Raw genomic sequence first — 16,290 nt, forward strand, 5'->3', positions numbered from 1 at the left:
CCCCGTCTTCACGAGACTGTGAACAGCATTTCGTCTTCTTTTTCAAACCGATCGTCCGACCAACCGTAAACAGCCGCGATGGGGCGCAAGTAGGGAGCGCAAAAAAATGCCTACAAACACGATCCTCGATATCGCGAGCGGAAGTAATGATTTTCAGATTCTCACGGCAGCCCTCGGAGCCTTTCCGGACCTTGCCACCGCTGCCGGTGATCCAACCGCGACGCTGACCGTTTTCGCACCAACAGACCAGGCATTCCTCAACCTCGCAAATGCGCTCGACCCAAGCATCGGTTCGGACGAGACCCAGGTCGTTCCGGCCCTGATCGCCGCCTCCGAACTTCTGTCTCCCTCCGACGACCCGACCGCCTTCCTGAAGTCGGTGCTGACGTATCACATTGCCGGCGGCGCGCTTGACGGCGCAGCGGTTGCCGGGAGCAGCAGCATCACGACCCTTTCCGGCGAAACGATCGAGCCGGACACGTCTTCCGGGCTTTCGCTCGGTGACAAGGACGACGGTTTCGCCGATCCCAATGTTGCCAACCCGGCCGGCTCCGAAAACGGCATCGTTGCCGACAATGGCATCGTTCACGTGATCGACAACGTGTTGCTACCCTACGACATCACGTTTGCAAAAGGCGGGTTCCTGTTCACCGGCAACGGCCCGGATGCGGTGATCGGCTCCGATCATTTCGATTTCATTTCGCTCGGCAAAGGCGATGACATTGCCAACGGTCTTGGCGGCCATGATATCATTTTCGGTGGCAGAGGCGACGATCTCATCAAGGGTGGTGACGGCAACGATTACCTCTTCGGAGGCCGGAACAACGACACGATCGAAGGCGGCGCCGACAACGACTACCTGAACGGCGGCCGCGGACACGACGTCCTCGATGGCGGCGACGGCCACGACAATCTGATCGGCGGACGCGGCAAGGACATGCTCGAAGGCGGTGCCGACGACGATTACCTCAACGGCGGACGCGGAAAAGACAGTCTGGAAGGTGAAGAAGGCAACGACTTCCTGGTCGGCGGTCGGTCCGCCGACAGCTTCATCTTCAACCCGTTCCGTGACGGCGAAGGCGACGACGTGATCGCCGATTTCAACGTCAAGAGGGACAAGCTGGTGCTGGACCTCCGGGACGGCGATCCGGACCTTTTGGCCGCCATCGTCGCCAACAACGATCCGAACGAACTGGAACTGTTCGACCTCGTTGACGCCGGCGCCGTTTCGCTCGGTGCCTCCCATGACGGCGATCTTTTGATCACCCATCTGACCGGCACGATCGAATTCAACGGCATTTCCTCAGATGTCAATCCGGCCGCCCTGCTTCCGGCCGTCGAGTTCCTCGTGAACGACGACCCGATCAGCTAACCACGGTCCTGGCTGCGCATGTGCGCGGCGGAAACGGCATCGGCCACTTGGCCGGTGCCGTTTTTCTATCGAGGTCCGTCGCCGACGCGGGCGCGCGGGCGGGTGCCGCTCGCTATGCCGACACACAAGACAATCTCGTTCGCGCGGGGGGCGTCGGCGATGCCCACCGACAGCGTATCGATGAAGTTGAACGCCCAGGCTTCGTCCTTGTGTCCAAGCGGCAGGTCTATTGTGTCACCAAGTGCGGCCACCTTCACGTTGGACGGCATCAGGGCCTTGCCACCGCCGATGGCTGCGCGCACCGGCTTGCCGAGCATCGGGTGCAGGAGCGCCGCACCATGTTCGGCAGCCCCCTCGGAGCCCACGATCGCCGCCTTGCCATAGCCGGTCGGCGCACCGTCCAGGCGGTGCATGATCTTCCCTGCCAGCCGGTCTCCGAGCCGTGCTCCCATTTCAAACAGTTCGGAAAGGTCATCGGCGTCAATTCCGGCAAACGGATTTTCCAGGACCGCAAGTGCTGCCATCCGGATCAGCGGATCGCAGGCCGCGCCGAATTCATCGGTCTCGACGGTTTCCTCGATCAGAAGTGTCTTTCGTAATTTCATTGACCATCCTCCCTCGATGTGACGGCGCGTTCTCCTGTTTTCACAAACCGGAACGCCAGAGCGGCCGGAACGACACATGCAAACAGGATCATGCCGAACACAAGCGGTGCACCGGCGGTGCCGGATCGCTCAAAGATCCACCCGGCCAGCGGTGGCGCAGCCGCCATGATTGCATAATAGACCGTGAAAAAGATGCCCATGCCGAAGGCGCGCCTTGCCGGGGCAACAGCCTCGCCTGCCAGGGCCATGATGACACCGGCAGGCGCCATGCCGACGAGCCCGAACAGCAGGCTGGCGGCGACACCTGCGCCGGATATCCCCATCAGCCAGAGCGAGACAACCGCCGCCGTCATGCAAACAATCAGCACGAGATTGCGGTGATTGAACCTGTCGACGATCTGGCCGCACACCGCGCCCGAGGCAATCATGATCCAACTGGCAACGCTTACGACCGCGGCGGCCTGAAGCGCGGGATGTCCGAGTTCCTCCAGCCTGTGCGGCGCAAAGGAGAGATAGGCAACATAGCCTGCGTTGAAGACGCCCCAAGCCGTTCCCGCAAGAAGGATCAGGTGCAGCTCGCGGCGGCTCAGCCGGGTCGAATTGGCGCCCTGTACGGCTTTCCTCCCCGCAGGCGCGCGGTAGAAGAGAAGCACACCGGCTGCCGCGGCCGCGCAATACAGCGACGCGACCACGAAGGGCAGGCGCCAGTCCTGCAGGTCGGCCAGGTAGGCATGTCCCACCTGTCCCATCGCAATGCCGAAAGGCCAGCTCATGACGAGAATGCTCATCGCCGTCGATATCTCGCGTCCTTCGAACCAGTCGGCAATCATCTTGGTGAAATAAAGCGTGGAGAGAAGAAAGCCCGCACCGGCGACGAGCCTGCCGAGGCCGATCGTGACGGGGCCGGATCCGAACCCGCTCACAAGCCCGCCCAGCGCCAGCGCACTCAATCCGGCAAAGGCAAGACCGCGATCGGAGACGTACCGGCCCATGGCCCCGGCGGGCAAGGCCAGAAACAGGCCTGGAACCATGAACAGGCCGATGAGGAAACCGACGTCGGAATAGTCGATGCCGAAGACAGTGACGAGGTCGCCGCCGACGGACGCCGCAGTCTGGAACTGGAAGCCAAGCGCAATCCTTGCAAAGAAAAGCAGGGCAAGCATCCACCAGCGCATCACGCCCACCGGATCTGTTGCTTGCGACCCACGCGCTTACCGGTCAGGACCGGGCTGTCTGCTGCGTAGAAGTCTGGTGACTGCCTGGTTTTGCTCATCTTGTCCCCCATATCGGCCAAGGATAGGAACGGCATTCGTGGACCGGTATCGGGCAGATGCTGTAATTTCTTCGTGCCGGTGCAGTATTTCGGGGAGGTCCATGCAGGATTGCACGTTGCCGTTAGACATCGCAGGATGCGTCAGGACAGCCGGGGGGCGGAAGCAGGTGCAGCCAGATACGATACTCAGTCCGCGCGAACTGGAAATTGCGCAAAGCTATGCGCGCGGGCGAACCTATCACGCGATTGCCGAGCGCCTGCACATCGCACCTTCGACGGTGCGGACGCATCTCGCCGCGATCTACCGAAAGCTGGAAGTGTCCTCGAAGTTGGAACTTCATGCCCGCCTGGACGGCGCCAGCCCGCCCGCCGAGACCCAAACCGACCATGGCGCCGTCATTTCAGAACTGGCTCTGAGCCTGGAGGAGGCCATCGGGCGCGAGCGGGCGCTCAGCGAGGTTTTGCGGATCATCAGCCGCTCGCGCGGCGACACCGAAGCCGTGATGGCGGCGATCCTGGGCCATGCGCTGGAGCTGTGCGACGCGGAATTCGGCATCCTGTTCGAGTATCACGGCGACCGGCGGTTCTCGGCACGCTTCACGCGCGGCATCCCGCAGGGCTTTCGGGACTGGCTCGACCGACAGGGCGTTTTCACGGCCGGCAAGGCGACCGGTCTCGGAAGGATGGAAACGGTGCGTGACGTCGTCAACATCGTCGATGTCCGGTCAGAGGAACTTTACAGAACGGATGATCCGCTGCGCCTTGCGACGGCCGATCTGGGCGGGGCGCGCTCTTTCGTGGCAATCCCGATGCTGTCGGGTGACGGCCTGGTCGGTGCCTTCACCATTTACCGGCAGCAGGTACGGCCGTTCAATGCGCAGGTGACAGCGCTGGCCCATACCTTTGCGGACCAAAGTGTCATTGCGCTCGACAATGCCCGCATGATCAGCGAACTGCGCGCGCTCGGCGCCAGGACCGGCTGAGCGAATTGGCCGGAGACGACGGGCGTCACCCGGCAGCTTGTCTGCGCGATGCATAGTCCAGTCCGGCAATGACACCGCGCAGTTCGGCAAGACCCTTCAGCCGTCCTATCGCGGGATAGCCGGGCTGCGCCCGGCGGGAAAGATCGTCCAGAATGTCCTGCCCGTGATCCGGTCGGAAAGGGATGGAATGATCCGCACGGCCGCTCTGGCGGCGGTTTTCCTCCTCGGCAAGAACCGCCGCAATCAAGGCCGGAATGTCGACGTCGCCGCCGAGATGTTCCGATTCATGGAAAGACCCGAACATTGTTTCATGTTCCCGCTTAACGTTGCGCAGATGCAGGAAATGAACATGCGCGCCGAGGCGCCGCATCATGCCGGGAAGATCGTTGTCGGCCCGGGCACCGAGCGATCCGGAGCACAGGGTGATACCGTTTGCCGGCAAATCAACCGACCTCACCAGACGCTCATAGTTCTCTTCCGTTGACATGATCCGAGGCAGTCCCAGGAGACTATAGGGCGGATCGTCCGGATGGCAGCAGAGACGCAAGCCAAGCGCTTCTGCATGCGGCACGACAAGTTCGAGAAACGCCGCCTGGTGCGCGTAGAGCGCCGCGTGATCAAACGGTTCATAGGCCGCAAGATGGGCGCGGATATCATCGAGCGTCAGCTGGTCGTTTCCGCCCGGCAACCCGCAGATGACATTGCCGACAAGCGCGGCCTTGAAGGTGTCGTCCGTATCCGCGAACCGCTTGCGCGCGGCCTCTGCCACCTCCTCCGGAAAGTCGGATGCCGCACCTTGCCGCTTCAAGAGAAAGAGGTCGAACATGACAAAGTCGACCAGATCGAAACGCATGCATGTCGCCCGGTTGGAGACCTGATGGGCCAGGTCGGTCCGGGTCCAGTCAAGCAGCGGCATGAAATTGTAGCAGATTACCTTGAGACCGGCCTCTGCGAGATTGGTCAGGCTGGTCTTGTAGGCCGCGACATGTTCCCGCCAATCGCCCGTCTGCCTCTTGATGTCCTCGGAGACCGGCAGGCTTTCAACGACGTCCCATTCCAGTGGCTCGGGCAAATGCGCCGTCCGGCTCTGGATCGCGGCCTGACGCCTGGAAATCTCGTCCGGCGACCAGACGTCTCCCGGTGAAACATGATGCAATGCCGTCACGATCCCGCGGGCCCCTGCCTGGGCGACATCATCCAGCGAGACCTGATCTGCCGGTCCGAACCATCTCCATGTTTCGCGCAAGCCGGTTCCCTCCTATACCGTCGGATCAACGTGTAACCCATTTCTTGAATGCTTGGCAGTTCACCCCTTGCGCAATTCACCCGGCGTTGAGCCGAGTTCCGCCTTCATGCGGTTCGTCATGTGCGCCTGGCTCGAAAAGCCTGTCCGGAACGCGACCTCAGCCAGTGGCAGGCTCGATTCCTGAATGAGGTCCCGCGCCCGTTCCACCCGCCGCCTTGCAAGATATTTCGAGGGTGAGAGGCCGATTTCTGTCTTGAAAACCCGTGTGAAATGGAACGGGCTCATGTCGATCGTCCGCGCCAGATCGGTCAAGCGCAACGGGTCGCTGATGTGGTCTTCGATGAATTCGAGCACGGGCCGCATCGCGCAGCCGGGTTTGACCCGGCTAAGACTGGCCACATGCCCGGAACGAGAGCGCACAGCGCGAAGCAGACCAAGGCCGAGCAGATAGGCGCGGCTGTCCATCTCGATGGATGTCGGCGGATCCTCGGGATTGGCGGCACGTTGCACATAGGCCGCCGCATCACTTGCAGCAGCCGCATCAAAGAGGGCGAAAAAGTCTTCCGGTTCGGCGACCTGCGCGCCTTCCAACTCGTCCGCTATCTCGCACAGAAGACCCTGGTTGAAATAGAAATGGGCGTAGTCGACGACACCACTCGACGAGAAGATCCCGGAACTGTCCGGTTTCTGCAGTGAAAGCGCCCCCTGGCTCGCGATCGACAACCCGTCATTCAAATCGAGGCGGCGCGCATTCGCACCGCCGATATGATAGGTCAGGATATAGTGTCCCACACCTTCGAAGCGGGTTCCCCGACCAAGGCTTGCCCGGTGGCGAACGACGGGCATGTTCCAGCGATCCTCAATACCGAACAGTTCCGGAATGGCGTCTTCATCACGAATTTGCCTGTAAATCCGGCAGTGTTCAGGCTCTTTCTCAAAGGCGTGACGACCCATTCTTCAGTCCATATAGACGCGCTGCAAGCGCACCGATTTCCAATCCGCAATATCCTGTAAAACATATGCACGAAAGATGAAATAATTCCAGATGGAAGCACTTATCTCCCTTCTCGACCGAACCAAAAACCCAGTTCGACCCGGAAGTTATGGAGATTGGAATGTCTGACAAACTCGAATTGCTGACGCCACAAAACGCCCAGCTGATCTTTATCGATCACCAACCGCAGATGGCCTTCGGCGTTCAGTCCATCGACCGCCAGACCCTGAAGAACAATGCCGTGGCGCTTGCCAAGTCCGCCAGGGTTTTCAATTTGCCCGTTACGATCACCACCGTTGAGACCGACGGCTTTTCCGGCCACACCTATCCGGAGCTTCTGGCTGTCTTCCCCGATGCACCGCTGCTTGAGCGCACCTCGATGAACTCCTGGGACGACCAGAAAGTCCGTGACGCGCTGGCTAAAAACGGCCGCAAGAAGGTGATCGTGTCGGGTCTTTGGACCGAAGTCTGTAACCTCATGTTCTCACTCGATGCGATCCGCGAGGGTGGCTACGAGATCTACATGGTCGAAGACGCCTCCGGCGGCACCTCCCAGAACGCCCATGACATGGCCATGCAGCGCATGATCCAGGCGGGTGTCGTGCCGGTGACCTGGCAGCAGGTCCTCCTCGAACTTCAGCGCGACTGGGCCCGCAAGGAGACCTACGATCCGGTTCTTGATGTCGTCAAGGAGCACTCCGGTGCCTACGGCATGGGCGTCGACTACGCCTACACCATGGTGCACAAGGCGCCCGAGCGTGTCGCTCATGGCGATCGCCTCGATCCGGTGCCGGCGGCACCCGCCGTCGCAGCTGAATAACTTACGAACCCGCGACCGATTGCCAGCGCCAGGCCGACCGGCGCTGGCAGGGTTCATCCCATCGACCGCACAAATACATGGCCGCTGCAAAGCGGCAGGAGACACGTCATGCCTCTACACCGCCGTCAGTTTCTCCAGGGCGCGTCCGCGCTTCTGGCCTCCAGTTCCCTGTTCCCGGCCTTCGCGCAGACCTCGGACACATTCGCGGACCTGGTCGTTCTCGACGGACGCATTACCACCATGGATCCGGCACGTCCGGAAGCCACAGCGCTTGCTTCGCGCAACGGCCGGTTCATCGCGATCGGCGACGAAGCCGACGTTGCACCGCTGATCGGGCCGTTCACGCAGGTTATCCGCGCCAACAAGAAACGCATCATCCCCGGCCTGATCGACAGTCACACGCACTCGATCCGCGGTGGCGTGAACTACAATCTCGAGGTTCGCTGGGATGCGGCGGACAGCCTCGAAGAAGCGCTTCACCTTCTGCGCCTGCAGGCGGACCGGACGCCGGAAGGCCAGTTCATCCGCGTCGCGGGCGGCTTTTCGGAATTCCAGTTCAAGGAAAAGCGCCTGCCGACCATCGAAGAGCTCGACAGCGTTGCGCCAAACCACCCGGTCCTGATCCACTACCTTTACAAGATGACGCTGCTCAACAGCCGCGCGATCTCGTATTTCAACTACGATCAGGCCGATCATCCGACCTATCCGGGCGGCATTATCGAAAAGGACGAGACCGGTGCCTCCACGGGACGGCTGCTCGCCGCACCGTCCGGGCTCTTGATGTACAAGACCCTCAGCCAGGCCCCGAAACTGTCGATCCGTGACCAGATCAACTCCTCCATGCAGTACATGGACGAGCTGAATTCGCTCGGGATCACGTCCGTCTCGGATGCCGGCGGCGGCGGCATGGAATTCCCGGATGCCGACCCCTACAAGGTCATCAACCACATGCACCGTGAAGGCCTGCTGACCACGCGTATCGGCTATCACACCTTCCCGCAGGTCAAGGGGCGCGAGTTCGACGACTACACGGACTGGACCTCCCGCTTCACTCCGGGAACCGGCGACGACACGCTGAAACTCGTGGGTGCGGGTGAAAACCTGACCTGGGCCTCCTACGACTACGAGATCTTTGGGGATCCGCGTCCGGAAATCGACCGGGATGCGGAGGAAATCCAGCACAAGATCATGACCCTGCTGGGAGAAAAAGGCTGGGCGTTCCGTCAGCACATCACCTATGACGAGACTGGCGACCGCCTGCTCAAGGTCTATGAAGACGTGGCTAGGGGTGCCGGGCTTGTCGACGGCTGGTTCATCGACCATGTCGAGACGTTCTCGGAAAGGAACCTTGAAAGGATCGCGGAACTCGGCGGCGGGATCGCGCTGCAGAACCGTCTCCAGTTCCAGGCCGAGGATTTCGTGCGCAACTACGGTCCGGAGAAACTGAAGAAGACACCCAACTTCCGGTTCATCATGGATCTGGGCGTGCCGATGGGCGGTGGCACCGACGCGACCCGGGTGACCTCGTATAACCCCTGGTACTCGATCCAGTGGATGGCGACGGGTCTGTCGCGCGGCGGCATGCGGATGTATGACGACGCCAACCTGCTCACACGCGAGGAAGCACTGCGTGTCTGGACCGTCGGCTCTTCCTGGTTCACCGGGGACGGCGGCCGCAAGGGCGCGATCACCGAGGGCCAGCTGGCAGATTTTGCGATCCTCGACCGCGACTATTTCGCCGTGACCGACGCGGAGATCGCGCGCATCACCTCGGCCCTGACTGCCGTCGACGGCAAGGTCGTGTTCGCCAAGGACGATCTGGCGCATCACGACCTGCGGCACGTGCCGCCGGTCAGCCCGGACTGGTCGCCGGTAATCACCTTCGGCGACACCCGCTCGCTTTAAGGATCCATCGGGAGACCCGGTCAAGACTCCGGTCTCCCGAAGACCCCTGTTCCCTTTTCCAGAGAGTTCTCATGACCGAAGCAGACCTGATCCTGATCAATGGAAAAATCACGACCTTCGACGCGCAGGACCGGGTCGCCGAGGCTGTTGCCGTCGCAGGCGAAACGGTTCTGGACGTTGGTTCCGAGCACGACATCATGCGGCTCAAGGGCAGCGACACGACCGTGATCGATATTGAGGGCAAGAGGGTCATTCCCGGCCTGATCGACAGCCATACCCACATCATCCGGCAGGGCAACAATTTTGCCATGGAACTCAGATGGGACAGCGTCGCTTCGCTTTCCGACGGTCTTGCGATGCTGAAAGCCCAGGCTCAGCGGACACCGGCCGGGCAATGGATCCGCGTCGTCGGCGGCTGGTCCGCCGACCAGTTCGCCGAGCGGCGTTTGCCGACCATCGGCGAGATCAATGCGGTGGCTCCCGATGTGCCCGTCTATGTGCTGCATCTCTATGACCGCGCCTGGCTCAACAAGGCGGCTCTGCGCGCGCTCGGCATCGACAGTCATTATTACGAGCCGTTCGTCTCGGGCCGGCTTGAGCGCGACGACAACGGCAACCCGACCGGACTTGCCCTCGCGCGACCAAACGCACAGCCGCTTTACGCGCTTCTCGATATGGCCCCGAAGCTCGATTTCGAGCAACAGATCCTGTCGACGAAACACTATTTCAGAGCCTTGAACGGGCTTGGCCTGACCTCGGCGCTCGATTGTGCCGGCGGTTTCCTGAACTACCCGGACGACTACGGTGTCATCACCGAGTTGAACCGGCGGGGCGAACAGACCGTGCGCATCGGCTATCAACTGTTCGCACAGCGGCCGCATTTCGAACTCGACGACTTCAAGCGCTGGCATGACATGGTGAAGCCGGATCAGGGCAACTCCTATCTCAAGTGTGTCGGCGCCGGTGAGATGCTGGTCGCATCGGCCTATGATTTCGAGGACTTCTCCTATCCGCGCCCCGAATTGCCAAAGCGCATGGAGGGTGATCTCAGGCCGGTTCTGGAGTTCCTCCTGGAGAACCGGTGGCCGATCCGCTTCCACTGCACCTATGAAGAAAGCGCGCATCGTCTGCTCACGGTTCTCGAGGAAGTTGGCCGCGACAGGGGGCTAGAGGAACTCAACTGGATCTTCGACCACGGTGAGACAATCTCGGAAAAAACCATGGAGTGGGTCGCCCGCCTGGGCGGTGGTATCTCCTACCAGAACCGCATTGCCTTCCAGGCGACGGCCTATCGCGAGCGCTACGGCGCGCAGGCATTGAGGGACGTCATGCCGGTCCGCAAGATGATGGCCTCAGGCGTACCACTTGCCGCAGGAACCGACGCCACGCGCGTGTCGTCCTACAACCCCTGGCTCGCCATTCACTGGGCGGTCTCGGGCAAGGGACGCGGTGGCGACATCATCTGGGCGGCAGAAAACCGGTTGAGCCGCGAGGACGCCTTGCGCCACTGGACCGCAGCCGGTGCCTGGTTCAGCCGCGAAGACGGAATCAAGGGTCAGATCACGGCCGGTCAGCTTGCCGATCTTGCCGTGCTCGACCGGGATTACTTTGCCGTAGAGGAAAGTGATATTGCCGAGATCACCTCAGATCTGACACTGTCGGGTGGAAAGATTGTCCACGCCAAGGGCACGCTATCCGAGTATGCACCACCGCCGCTGGCTGAATTGCCGGACTGGTCGCCCGTACCGTTCTTCGGTGCCCCCGGCGCTCCGGCAAACACCCTGAGCTTCGCTTGAGCCTTCACGAGACAAACATGAACTACACACCCTATCTTGTTTCCCTGGGCATCGGCCTCGGTGTTGGCGTGCTCTACGCACTTCTTGGAACCCGTTCGCCCGCACCGCCGGTGATCGCGCTGCTCGGTCTTCTTGGCATGCTGGTCGGGGAAACCGCTGTCTCCTGGGCGAAATCGAAAGTCACGGTTCAGGAAGCTGCCGCGCACTGCCTTAACGGCAAGTCCTTCGCGACGGCAGAGTCCGGGACCGCGGGCGACACGCGCGACATGCCCGCGCGCGAGCGCAGCTGAGCAAGGCAAGAGACATGACCAACAAACCTTTGCACCACAAAACCAGACCCTTCGGCGTTCTGGCTTTCCTTTGCGTTCTCCTTTCGGCGTCTCCTTCGCTGGCTGGAGATCTTGTGTTCGAGGGGACCGTCGAGGTGCGTGAAACCGCCGTTCTGTCCGCAGGAACCGATGGTCAACTCACCGAAATCCTGTTTCAGGGAGGCGAACTGGTCAGCGAAGGACAGGCATTGATGCGGCAGGACACGCGCGCACTCGACATCGATGTGCAGATGGCCGAAGCGCAGTTGAAAGCCGCAGATGCGCAGCTGGCAGCGGCGCGGCAACGGGCCTCCCGGTTGACAACCCTTTCGGAGCGCAATGTCGCATCCGAAGCGAGCCTGGACGATGCGACCGCGCTGCTCGCGGCAGCCGAGGCGCGTCGCCTGATTGCAACGGCGCAATTGAACCAGGCGGAACTGGAACTCGAGAAAGCGACCCTGCGCGCGCCGATCGCCGGCATCATCAGTCGGCCAACTGCCGCTCTCGGCGCTTTCCTGGAAGCGGAGGCCGGTCCTCCGCTTGCCCGGATCGTGAAACTGGATCCGGTGCTCGTGGCGTACAAGGTTCCGTATGAGACGCGTCTCGCAACGCTTCGTGCAACGGGTACGAAGACACTTGAGGACCTGTTCCCGAAGCTGTCCCTCTCCATCAAGCTGAAAAGCGGCGAAATGGTCGCGCAAGGGCTGACGCCCGCGTTTGCAAGCGCAACCGTCGAAGAGGCGGCCGGTGCGCTGACCGTCTTTACCCTGGTCCCGAACCCGGAGCGGACCCTGCGCCCCGGCATGGCCGTGACCGTCACCGCCGACCTTCAACAAGACTAAGCGCGCCGGCCTGTCGCCGCCGTTGCCCGACCAAAACTGCAAGAACCTAGCGAGCCCGGAGCGTTTCCATGTCTACCAACGTTGAACAGAAACCGGTGACCGCCCGGGAAGGTGGGGCGTGGGCCCCGTTTCAGTCGCTCCCCTTTGCCATGTTGTGGACAGCGACCGTCGTCTCCAATGTGGGAACGTGGATGCACGATGTCGGGGCGGGCTGGCTCATGACGACGTTGTCTCCCAGCCCGGTGATGGTCTCGCTCGTGCAGGCCGCGACAACCCTGCCCGTATTCCTGTTCGCCCTGGTGGCCGGTGCTGTCGCCGACATCGTCGACCGGCGGCGGCTCTTGCTGGTCGTCAATTTGCTGATGGGCGTTGTCGCCAGTCTTTTCGCCATCGTCGTTGCCAGCGGCCACGCAACCGTCGAACTTCTGTTGCTCTTCACCTTCCTGCTCGGAACCGGGGCCGCCTTTGTCGCGCCTGCGTGGCAGGCGATTGTGCCAAGTCTTGTTCCCAGGAAGGACCTGTCGTCGGCCGTCGCCCTCAATTCGATGGGGATCAATATCAGCCGCGCAATCGGCCCGGCGCTCGCCGGCGTTCTGATAACGGCCGTTGGCCTGGCGTCTCCCTTCGCCCTGAACGCGCTCAGTTTCGTCGGCATTCTTGCGGCTCTGGTCTTTTGGAAACCGGAACCGAAAACCGAAAAACAGCTTCCGCCCGAGCCTGTTTTCAGCGCCATTCAGACAGGCGTACGTTACGCGCTGCACAGTCCCGCGCTCAAATCGACGCTCCTGCGCGCCGTCGCTTTCTTCCTGTTCGCAAGCGCGTACTGGGCCATGCTGCCGCTGATCGCAAAAGACCTGCTCGCAGGTGGCCCGGGTCTTTATGGCATGCTGCTCGGCTGTGTCGGCAGCGGTGCGGTGCTCGGTGCCCTGTTTCTGCCGAAGATCCGCAAGCGCCTGGGAGCCGACAACACGGTCGCGGCGGGAACGATCGGAACGGCGCTCGTGCTGGCGGTTTTTGCCCTGGTCCCATCGGCCTTCGCCGCCTATGCAGTCTCGCTGCTTGCCGGTTTCTCCTGGATTGCCGTGCTTTCCAGCCTGAATGTCTCGGCCCAGGCGTCCTTGCCCGAATGGGTACGCGCGCGGGGGTTGTCGATCTACCTGACGGTGTTCTTCGGTTCCATGAGCCTTGGCAGCGTCATCTGGGGCCAGGTGGCCGCGATCGCGGGGATCCCGGCGGCGCTTCTGGCTGCGGGCACCTTCCTGCTCGCAATGCTGGCGCTCGTGCGCCAGGTGCCGCTGACATCGGTCGGCTCGCTTGACCTGACGCCCTCGGCACATTGGCCGGCGCCGATTGTTTCAGACGAACTTGCCACGGACAGAGGGCCAGTGATGATCCTGATCGACTATCACGTGAAAGCGGCCGACACCGATGCCTTCGTGACCGTGTTGCGCAGGTTTTCCGCGCAGCGCCGGCGTGACGGAGCTGTCGACTGGAATTTGTTTCAGGACGCGGAAAATGCGGAGCACTGGACGGAGAGCTTCATCGTTTCAAGCTGGCTGGATCATATGCGCCAGCATGACCGCGTAACCCGGACAGATGCGGACATGCAGGATGAGGTGCGTAAATTCCATCAAGGCCCCGACGCCCCGAAGGTCAGACATCTGCTTGCACCCGCGCCATGACGGGCCCGTTTGCGGAGATGACTTCAGCGATGCGTTGCCTATACTTGCCCCGGGACTGCAAAGACGCCGAAAAAACAGCAGACATTTTTTTGCGGGGGGACGAAAATGGCCAGGGACATCACGACACGGCAGGACTTTCTGGAACACGTGGCCGGCAGGCGGCTGGTCCTGGGAGACAGCTGGGTCATCATCACGCCCCAGGGCGGCGTTGAAGGCATCGGCCCCGACCGGAAAGCCATCACCGGGACCTGGTCCTGGAGCGACACCTACTATTGCCGGTCCATCTTCTTCGACGGCAAGGACCTTCCAGAGGATTTGCAGACGGTCACCGTCGACGGGGACAAGGTGTCCTTCGTGCACGATCGGGGGGACGGCGAGACCGTCACCTGGACGATCACCTGACGCTCGCCGCCGAGGACGCTTCGGACGCGGTCGCACGCTGTTGAAGCGAGACGCCGCGGTTTCAAGCTGCGGCGCCGGTGCCGGATTCCGGCTGGCCGGGGCGTCGCGCCCATCGGCGTTTTTCCAGCTTTACATTTCTTTACACTCGCGAAGAACGCGAGAAACCGAGGCGGTCTATTTCCTACGGTATCGGGACGCTGCAATCGCCCGCTGACTGCCGGAAAACACCCAGTCCCCACTCTTGGGGTTTTCCGGCAGTGCCAACAAGGAAAACGACCCCATGACCGAGACCCTCAGGCTACGCCTTCACCGTGCCGGCATAGCGACCGCCGCACTCATACTGGCTTTGGCCCTGACGGCCGGACAAAGTCATGCGCAGCAAGTGCCGGCGCCGCCAAGACCGGCTGATCTTGCTGCGAAGCTCAGCCTGTCACCCGAACAGACCCCCGTCTTCATCTCCATCATGGACAGCCACTTCGCCGAGACGAAAGCGCTCCTGGCAAGACACGGTGTCGACCCTTCAAAGGGACGGCCGCCGTTTCAGGTCATGCGCAAACTGCGCGCTGAAATGATGCAGAATCAGCGCGCGCTTAAGACCGAACTTTCAGCGGTGCTGACACCTCAGCAGATGCAGACACTCAAGGAAATCGCGCCTCGTGGAAGGCGCAAGTAGACACGCGCAAGCGACCCCTTTTACCCCCCGACCAACCCGAAAGGACCCTGACATGCTTCGGAAACTGGAAAACCTGCGCCTGAAGACGGCAACCCCGCGCACAAGCCGGCTCATCGCGGCCTGCCTGATCAGCACCGGAATCCTGACGGGGTCGGCAATCAGCGTCAACAGCGCCCCTCAGGCGGCTGCCGCTCCCGCCCTGTACAGCCAAATTGCCGGTTCCGTTCAAGCTGGCGGCATACCGGGCATTCACGATATCGGCTGGCGCAAGGCCCGTGGCGGACCCGGCATGCTGCTCAGGCTGAGCGATGAGGAGATCAAGGAACGCGTCACGCGGGTCGTCCGTCATGTCGCGATCGAGATCGACGCGACACAGGAGCAGGTGGATGAAATCGTCGACATCGTGACCCCGGTCGCACTTGACCTGAAGGCGATGCGCAAGGACATGTCCGGCGTTGGGGAAGAGCTTCGCGAGTTGCTGCTGGCCCAAGAGGTCGACCGTTTCGCGGTCGAGGCTCTCCGCGCCGAGAAACTCGCGCTTGCCGACGAAGTGAGCAAGACGCTGACCGGCATGATGATCGAGGTCGCGGATGTTCTGTCACCGGAACAGCGCAGCCAACTTGACGAGCGCATCAAGGAGTTCCGTGCTATGCGTCCGGGGTTCCGTCACCACTAACGAGGACCTGGCCCGCCGAAAGATGACGCAGCACATCCTTCTCATTGAAGACGATGCCCGGCTTGCCGAGATGGTCCAGGACTATCTCGGCGCGTCGGGTTTCAGCGTGTCGATCGCGCCGACAGGTCAGCAGGGCCTCGACCTGCAGAAACGGAACCGCTTCGACGCAATCCTCCTCGACATCATGCTGCCCGATATCGACGGGCTGGAGGTATGCCGGGTCCTGCGGGCGACCGACCAGACACCGATCCTGATGCTGACGGCGAAGGGAGAACCCATGGATCGCATCATCGGGCTGGAACTCGGCGCAGACGATTACCTGCCCAAGCCCTTCGAGCCAAGGGAATTGCTGGCCCGCCTCAAGGCGATCCTGAGGCGTGGGCCGGTCGAGCCGGACCGGCAGATCCTCCGGTTCGGACGGCTCGAAATCGACGGGTCGGCGATGGAGGCGCGGATCGACGGCAGGGCCTGCAACCTCACAGCCCACCAGTTCCAGCTGCTGGAGATCCTTGCCAGCAGGGCCGGCCGCGTTCTTTCAAGGGAGATGATCATGGACCTCCTGAAGGGCGAAAGCCTCGCGGCCTTCGACCGGTCGATCGACGTTCACGTCTCACGGATACGGGCCGAAATCGAAGACGATCCGAACAAACCGCGCCGGCTGATCACCGTGCGCGGCGCCGGCTATGTCTTCGCCCGGGCACAGGACTGACGCG

At 61.9% G+C, this 16,290-nt stretch carries 16 protein-coding genes; 12 read left to right on the plus strand and 4 right to left on the minus strand.

What is annotated here, in order from left to right:
• The first annotated feature begins 106 nt into the window (after positions 1-106).
• A complete protein-coding gene (locus ACO08A_RS07315) occupies positions 107-1,372 on the plus strand; it encodes a fasciclin domain-containing protein (protein WP_422040498.1) in 1,266 nt (421 codons plus the stop codon).
• Between the two features lie 65 nt (positions 1,373-1,437).
• On the opposite strand, the gene ACO08A_RS07320 is transcribed toward ACO08A_RS07315, so the two are convergent.
• Together ACO08A_RS07320 and ACO08A_RS07325 are read right to left on the minus strand one after the other, a co-directional pair.
• Positions 1,438-1,977, minus strand: a complete 540-nt coding sequence (locus ACO08A_RS07320) for an amino acid synthesis family protein (RefSeq protein ID WP_422040499.1) — start codon at positions 1,975-1,977, stop codon at positions 1,438-1,440.
• Positions 1,974-3,152: a CynX/NimT family MFS transporter gene (locus ACO08A_RS07325; protein WP_422040500.1), complete on the minus strand. Its 1,179-nt coding sequence runs from the start codon at positions 3,150-3,152 to the stop codon at positions 1,974-1,976. Before ACO08A_RS07325 ends, ACO08A_RS07320 begins: the two co-directional genes overlap by 4 nt.
• A 265-nt stretch (positions 3,153-3,417) precedes the next feature.
• On the opposite strand from ACO08A_RS07325, the gene ACO08A_RS07330 reads away from it, so the two are divergent.
• A complete protein-coding gene (locus tag ACO08A_RS07330) occupies positions 3,418-4,233 on the plus strand; it encodes a LuxR C-terminal-related transcriptional regulator (RefSeq protein ID WP_422040501.1) in 816 nt (271 codons plus the stop codon).
• A 25-nt stretch (positions 4,234-4,258) separates the two neighbouring features.
• Here the strand turns inward: ACO08A_RS07330 and uxuA are convergent, their stop codons facing one another.
• Both uxuA and ACO08A_RS07340 read right to left on the minus strand, forming a co-directional pair.
• Positions 4,259-5,479 carry a mannonate dehydratase gene (gene uxuA, locus ACO08A_RS07335; protein ID WP_422040502.1) on the minus strand — a complete coding sequence of 407 codons (1,221 nt, stop codon included), beginning with the start codon at positions 5,477-5,479 and terminating at the stop codon, positions 4,259-4,261.
• A 60-nt stretch (positions 5,480-5,539) separates the two neighbouring features.
• On the minus strand, positions 5,540-6,433 hold the full coding sequence (locus tag ACO08A_RS07340) for a helix-turn-helix domain-containing protein (protein ID WP_422040503.1): 894 nt from the start codon (positions 6,431-6,433) through the stop codon (positions 5,540-5,542).
• A gap of 161 nt (positions 6,434-6,594) precedes the next feature.
• Between ACO08A_RS07340 and ACO08A_RS07345 the strand changes: the two genes are divergently transcribed.
• From ACO08A_RS07345 to ACO08A_RS07390, 10 genes are all read left to right on the plus strand, one after another.
• Complete coding sequence (locus tag ACO08A_RS07345; protein ID WP_422040504.1) at positions 6,595-7,293, plus strand: hydrolase; 699 nt, start codon at positions 6,595-6,597, stop codon at positions 7,291-7,293.
• A gap of 108 nt (positions 7,294-7,401) precedes the next feature.
• Entirely contained in the window at positions 7,402-9,198 is a 1,797-nt protein-coding gene (locus ACO08A_RS07350; protein WP_422040505.1) for an amidohydrolase, read from the plus strand.
• A gap of 71 nt (positions 9,199-9,269) precedes the next feature.
• Complete coding sequence (locus ACO08A_RS07355) at positions 9,270-10,994, plus strand: amidohydrolase (RefSeq protein WP_422040506.1); 1,725 nt, start codon at positions 9,270-9,272, stop codon at positions 10,992-10,994.
• Positions 10,995-11,011: 17 nt separating this feature from the next.
• A complete protein-coding gene (locus tag ACO08A_RS07360; protein ID WP_422040507.1) occupies positions 11,012-11,284 on the plus strand; it encodes a DUF1427 family protein in 273 nt (90 codons plus the stop codon).
• Between the two features lie 14 nt (positions 11,285-11,298).
• A complete protein-coding gene (locus tag ACO08A_RS07365; RefSeq protein WP_422040508.1) occupies positions 11,299-12,144 on the plus strand; it encodes an efflux RND transporter periplasmic adaptor subunit in 846 nt (281 codons plus the stop codon).
• A gap of 68 nt (positions 12,145-12,212) precedes the next feature.
• Entirely contained in the window at positions 12,213-13,826 is a 1,614-nt protein-coding gene (locus tag ACO08A_RS07370; protein ID WP_422040509.1) for an MFS transporter, read from the plus strand.
• A 105-nt stretch (positions 13,827-13,931) separates the two neighbouring features.
• Positions 13,932-14,228 carry a hypothetical protein gene (locus ACO08A_RS07375; protein WP_422040510.1) on the plus strand — a complete coding sequence of 99 codons (297 nt, stop codon included), beginning with the start codon at positions 13,932-13,934 and terminating at the stop codon, positions 14,226-14,228.
• A gap of 280 nt (positions 14,229-14,508) precedes the next feature.
• The gene (locus ACO08A_RS07380; RefSeq protein ID WP_422040511.1) at positions 14,509-14,901 is read left to right on the plus strand and encodes a hypothetical protein; all 393 of its coding nucleotides are present in this window, start codon (positions 14,509-14,511) and stop codon (positions 14,899-14,901) included.
• Between the two features lie 52 nt (positions 14,902-14,953).
• Positions 14,954-15,577 carry a Spy/CpxP family protein refolding chaperone gene (locus ACO08A_RS07385; protein ID WP_422040512.1) on the plus strand — a complete coding sequence of 208 codons (624 nt, stop codon included), beginning with the start codon at positions 14,954-14,956 and terminating at the stop codon, positions 15,575-15,577.
• Between the two features lie 22 nt (positions 15,578-15,599).
• Positions 15,600-16,286, plus strand: a complete 687-nt coding sequence (locus ACO08A_RS07390) for a response regulator (protein WP_422040513.1) — start codon at positions 15,600-15,602, stop codon at positions 16,284-16,286.
• Positions 16,287-16,290: the final 4 nt, after the last annotated feature.

Origin of the sequence: Roseibium sp., from assembly GCF_965232425.1 — a bacterium.
Classification (GTDB): domain Bacteria; phylum Pseudomonadota; class Alphaproteobacteria; order Rhizobiales; family Stappiaceae; genus Roseibium.

Bases quoted from the DNA above. Each gene is read 5' to 3' on its own strand.
- ACO08A_RS07315 (WP_422040498.1), top strand. From the start codon at position 107: ATGCCTACAAACACGATCCTCGATATCGCGAGCGGAAGTAATGATTTT.
- ACO08A_RS07320 (WP_422040499.1), bottom strand. From the start codon at position 1,977: ATGAAATTACGAAAGACACTTCTGATCGAGGAAACCGTCGAGACCGAT.
- ACO08A_RS07325 (WP_422040500.1), bottom strand. From the start codon at position 3,152: ATGCGCTGGTGGATGCTTGCCCTGCTTTTCTTTGCAAGGATTGCGCTT.
- ACO08A_RS07340 (WP_422040503.1), bottom strand. From the start codon at position 6,433: ATGGGTCGTCACGCCTTTGAGAAAGAGCCTGAACACTGCCGGATTTAC.
- ACO08A_RS07345 (WP_422040504.1), top strand. From the start codon at position 6,595: ATGTCTGACAAACTCGAATTGCTGACGCCACAAAACGCCCAGCTGATC.
- ACO08A_RS07350 (WP_422040505.1), top strand. From the start codon at position 7,402: ATGCCTCTACACCGCCGTCAGTTTCTCCAGGGCGCGTCCGCGCTTCTG.
- ACO08A_RS07355 (WP_422040506.1), top strand. From the start codon at position 9,270: ATGACCGAAGCAGACCTGATCCTGATCAATGGAAAAATCACGACCTTC.
- ACO08A_RS07360 (WP_422040507.1), top strand. From the start codon at position 11,012: ATGAACTACACACCCTATCTTGTTTCCCTGGGCATCGGCCTCGGTGTT.
- ACO08A_RS07365 (WP_422040508.1), top strand. From the start codon at position 11,299: ATGACCAACAAACCTTTGCACCACAAAACCAGACCCTTCGGCGTTCTG.
- ACO08A_RS07370 (WP_422040509.1), top strand. From the start codon at position 12,213: ATGTCTACCAACGTTGAACAGAAACCGGTGACCGCCCGGGAAGGTGGG.
- ACO08A_RS07375 (WP_422040510.1), top strand. From the start codon at position 13,932: ATGGCCAGGGACATCACGACACGGCAGGACTTTCTGGAACACGTGGCC.
- ACO08A_RS07380 (WP_422040511.1), top strand. From the start codon at position 14,509: ATGACCGAGACCCTCAGGCTACGCCTTCACCGTGCCGGCATAGCGACC.
- ACO08A_RS07385 (WP_422040512.1), top strand. From the start codon at position 14,954: ATGCTTCGGAAACTGGAAAACCTGCGCCTGAAGACGGCAACCCCGCGC.
- ACO08A_RS07390 (WP_422040513.1), top strand. From the start codon at position 15,600: ATGACGCAGCACATCCTTCTCATTGAAGACGATGCCCGGCTTGCCGAG.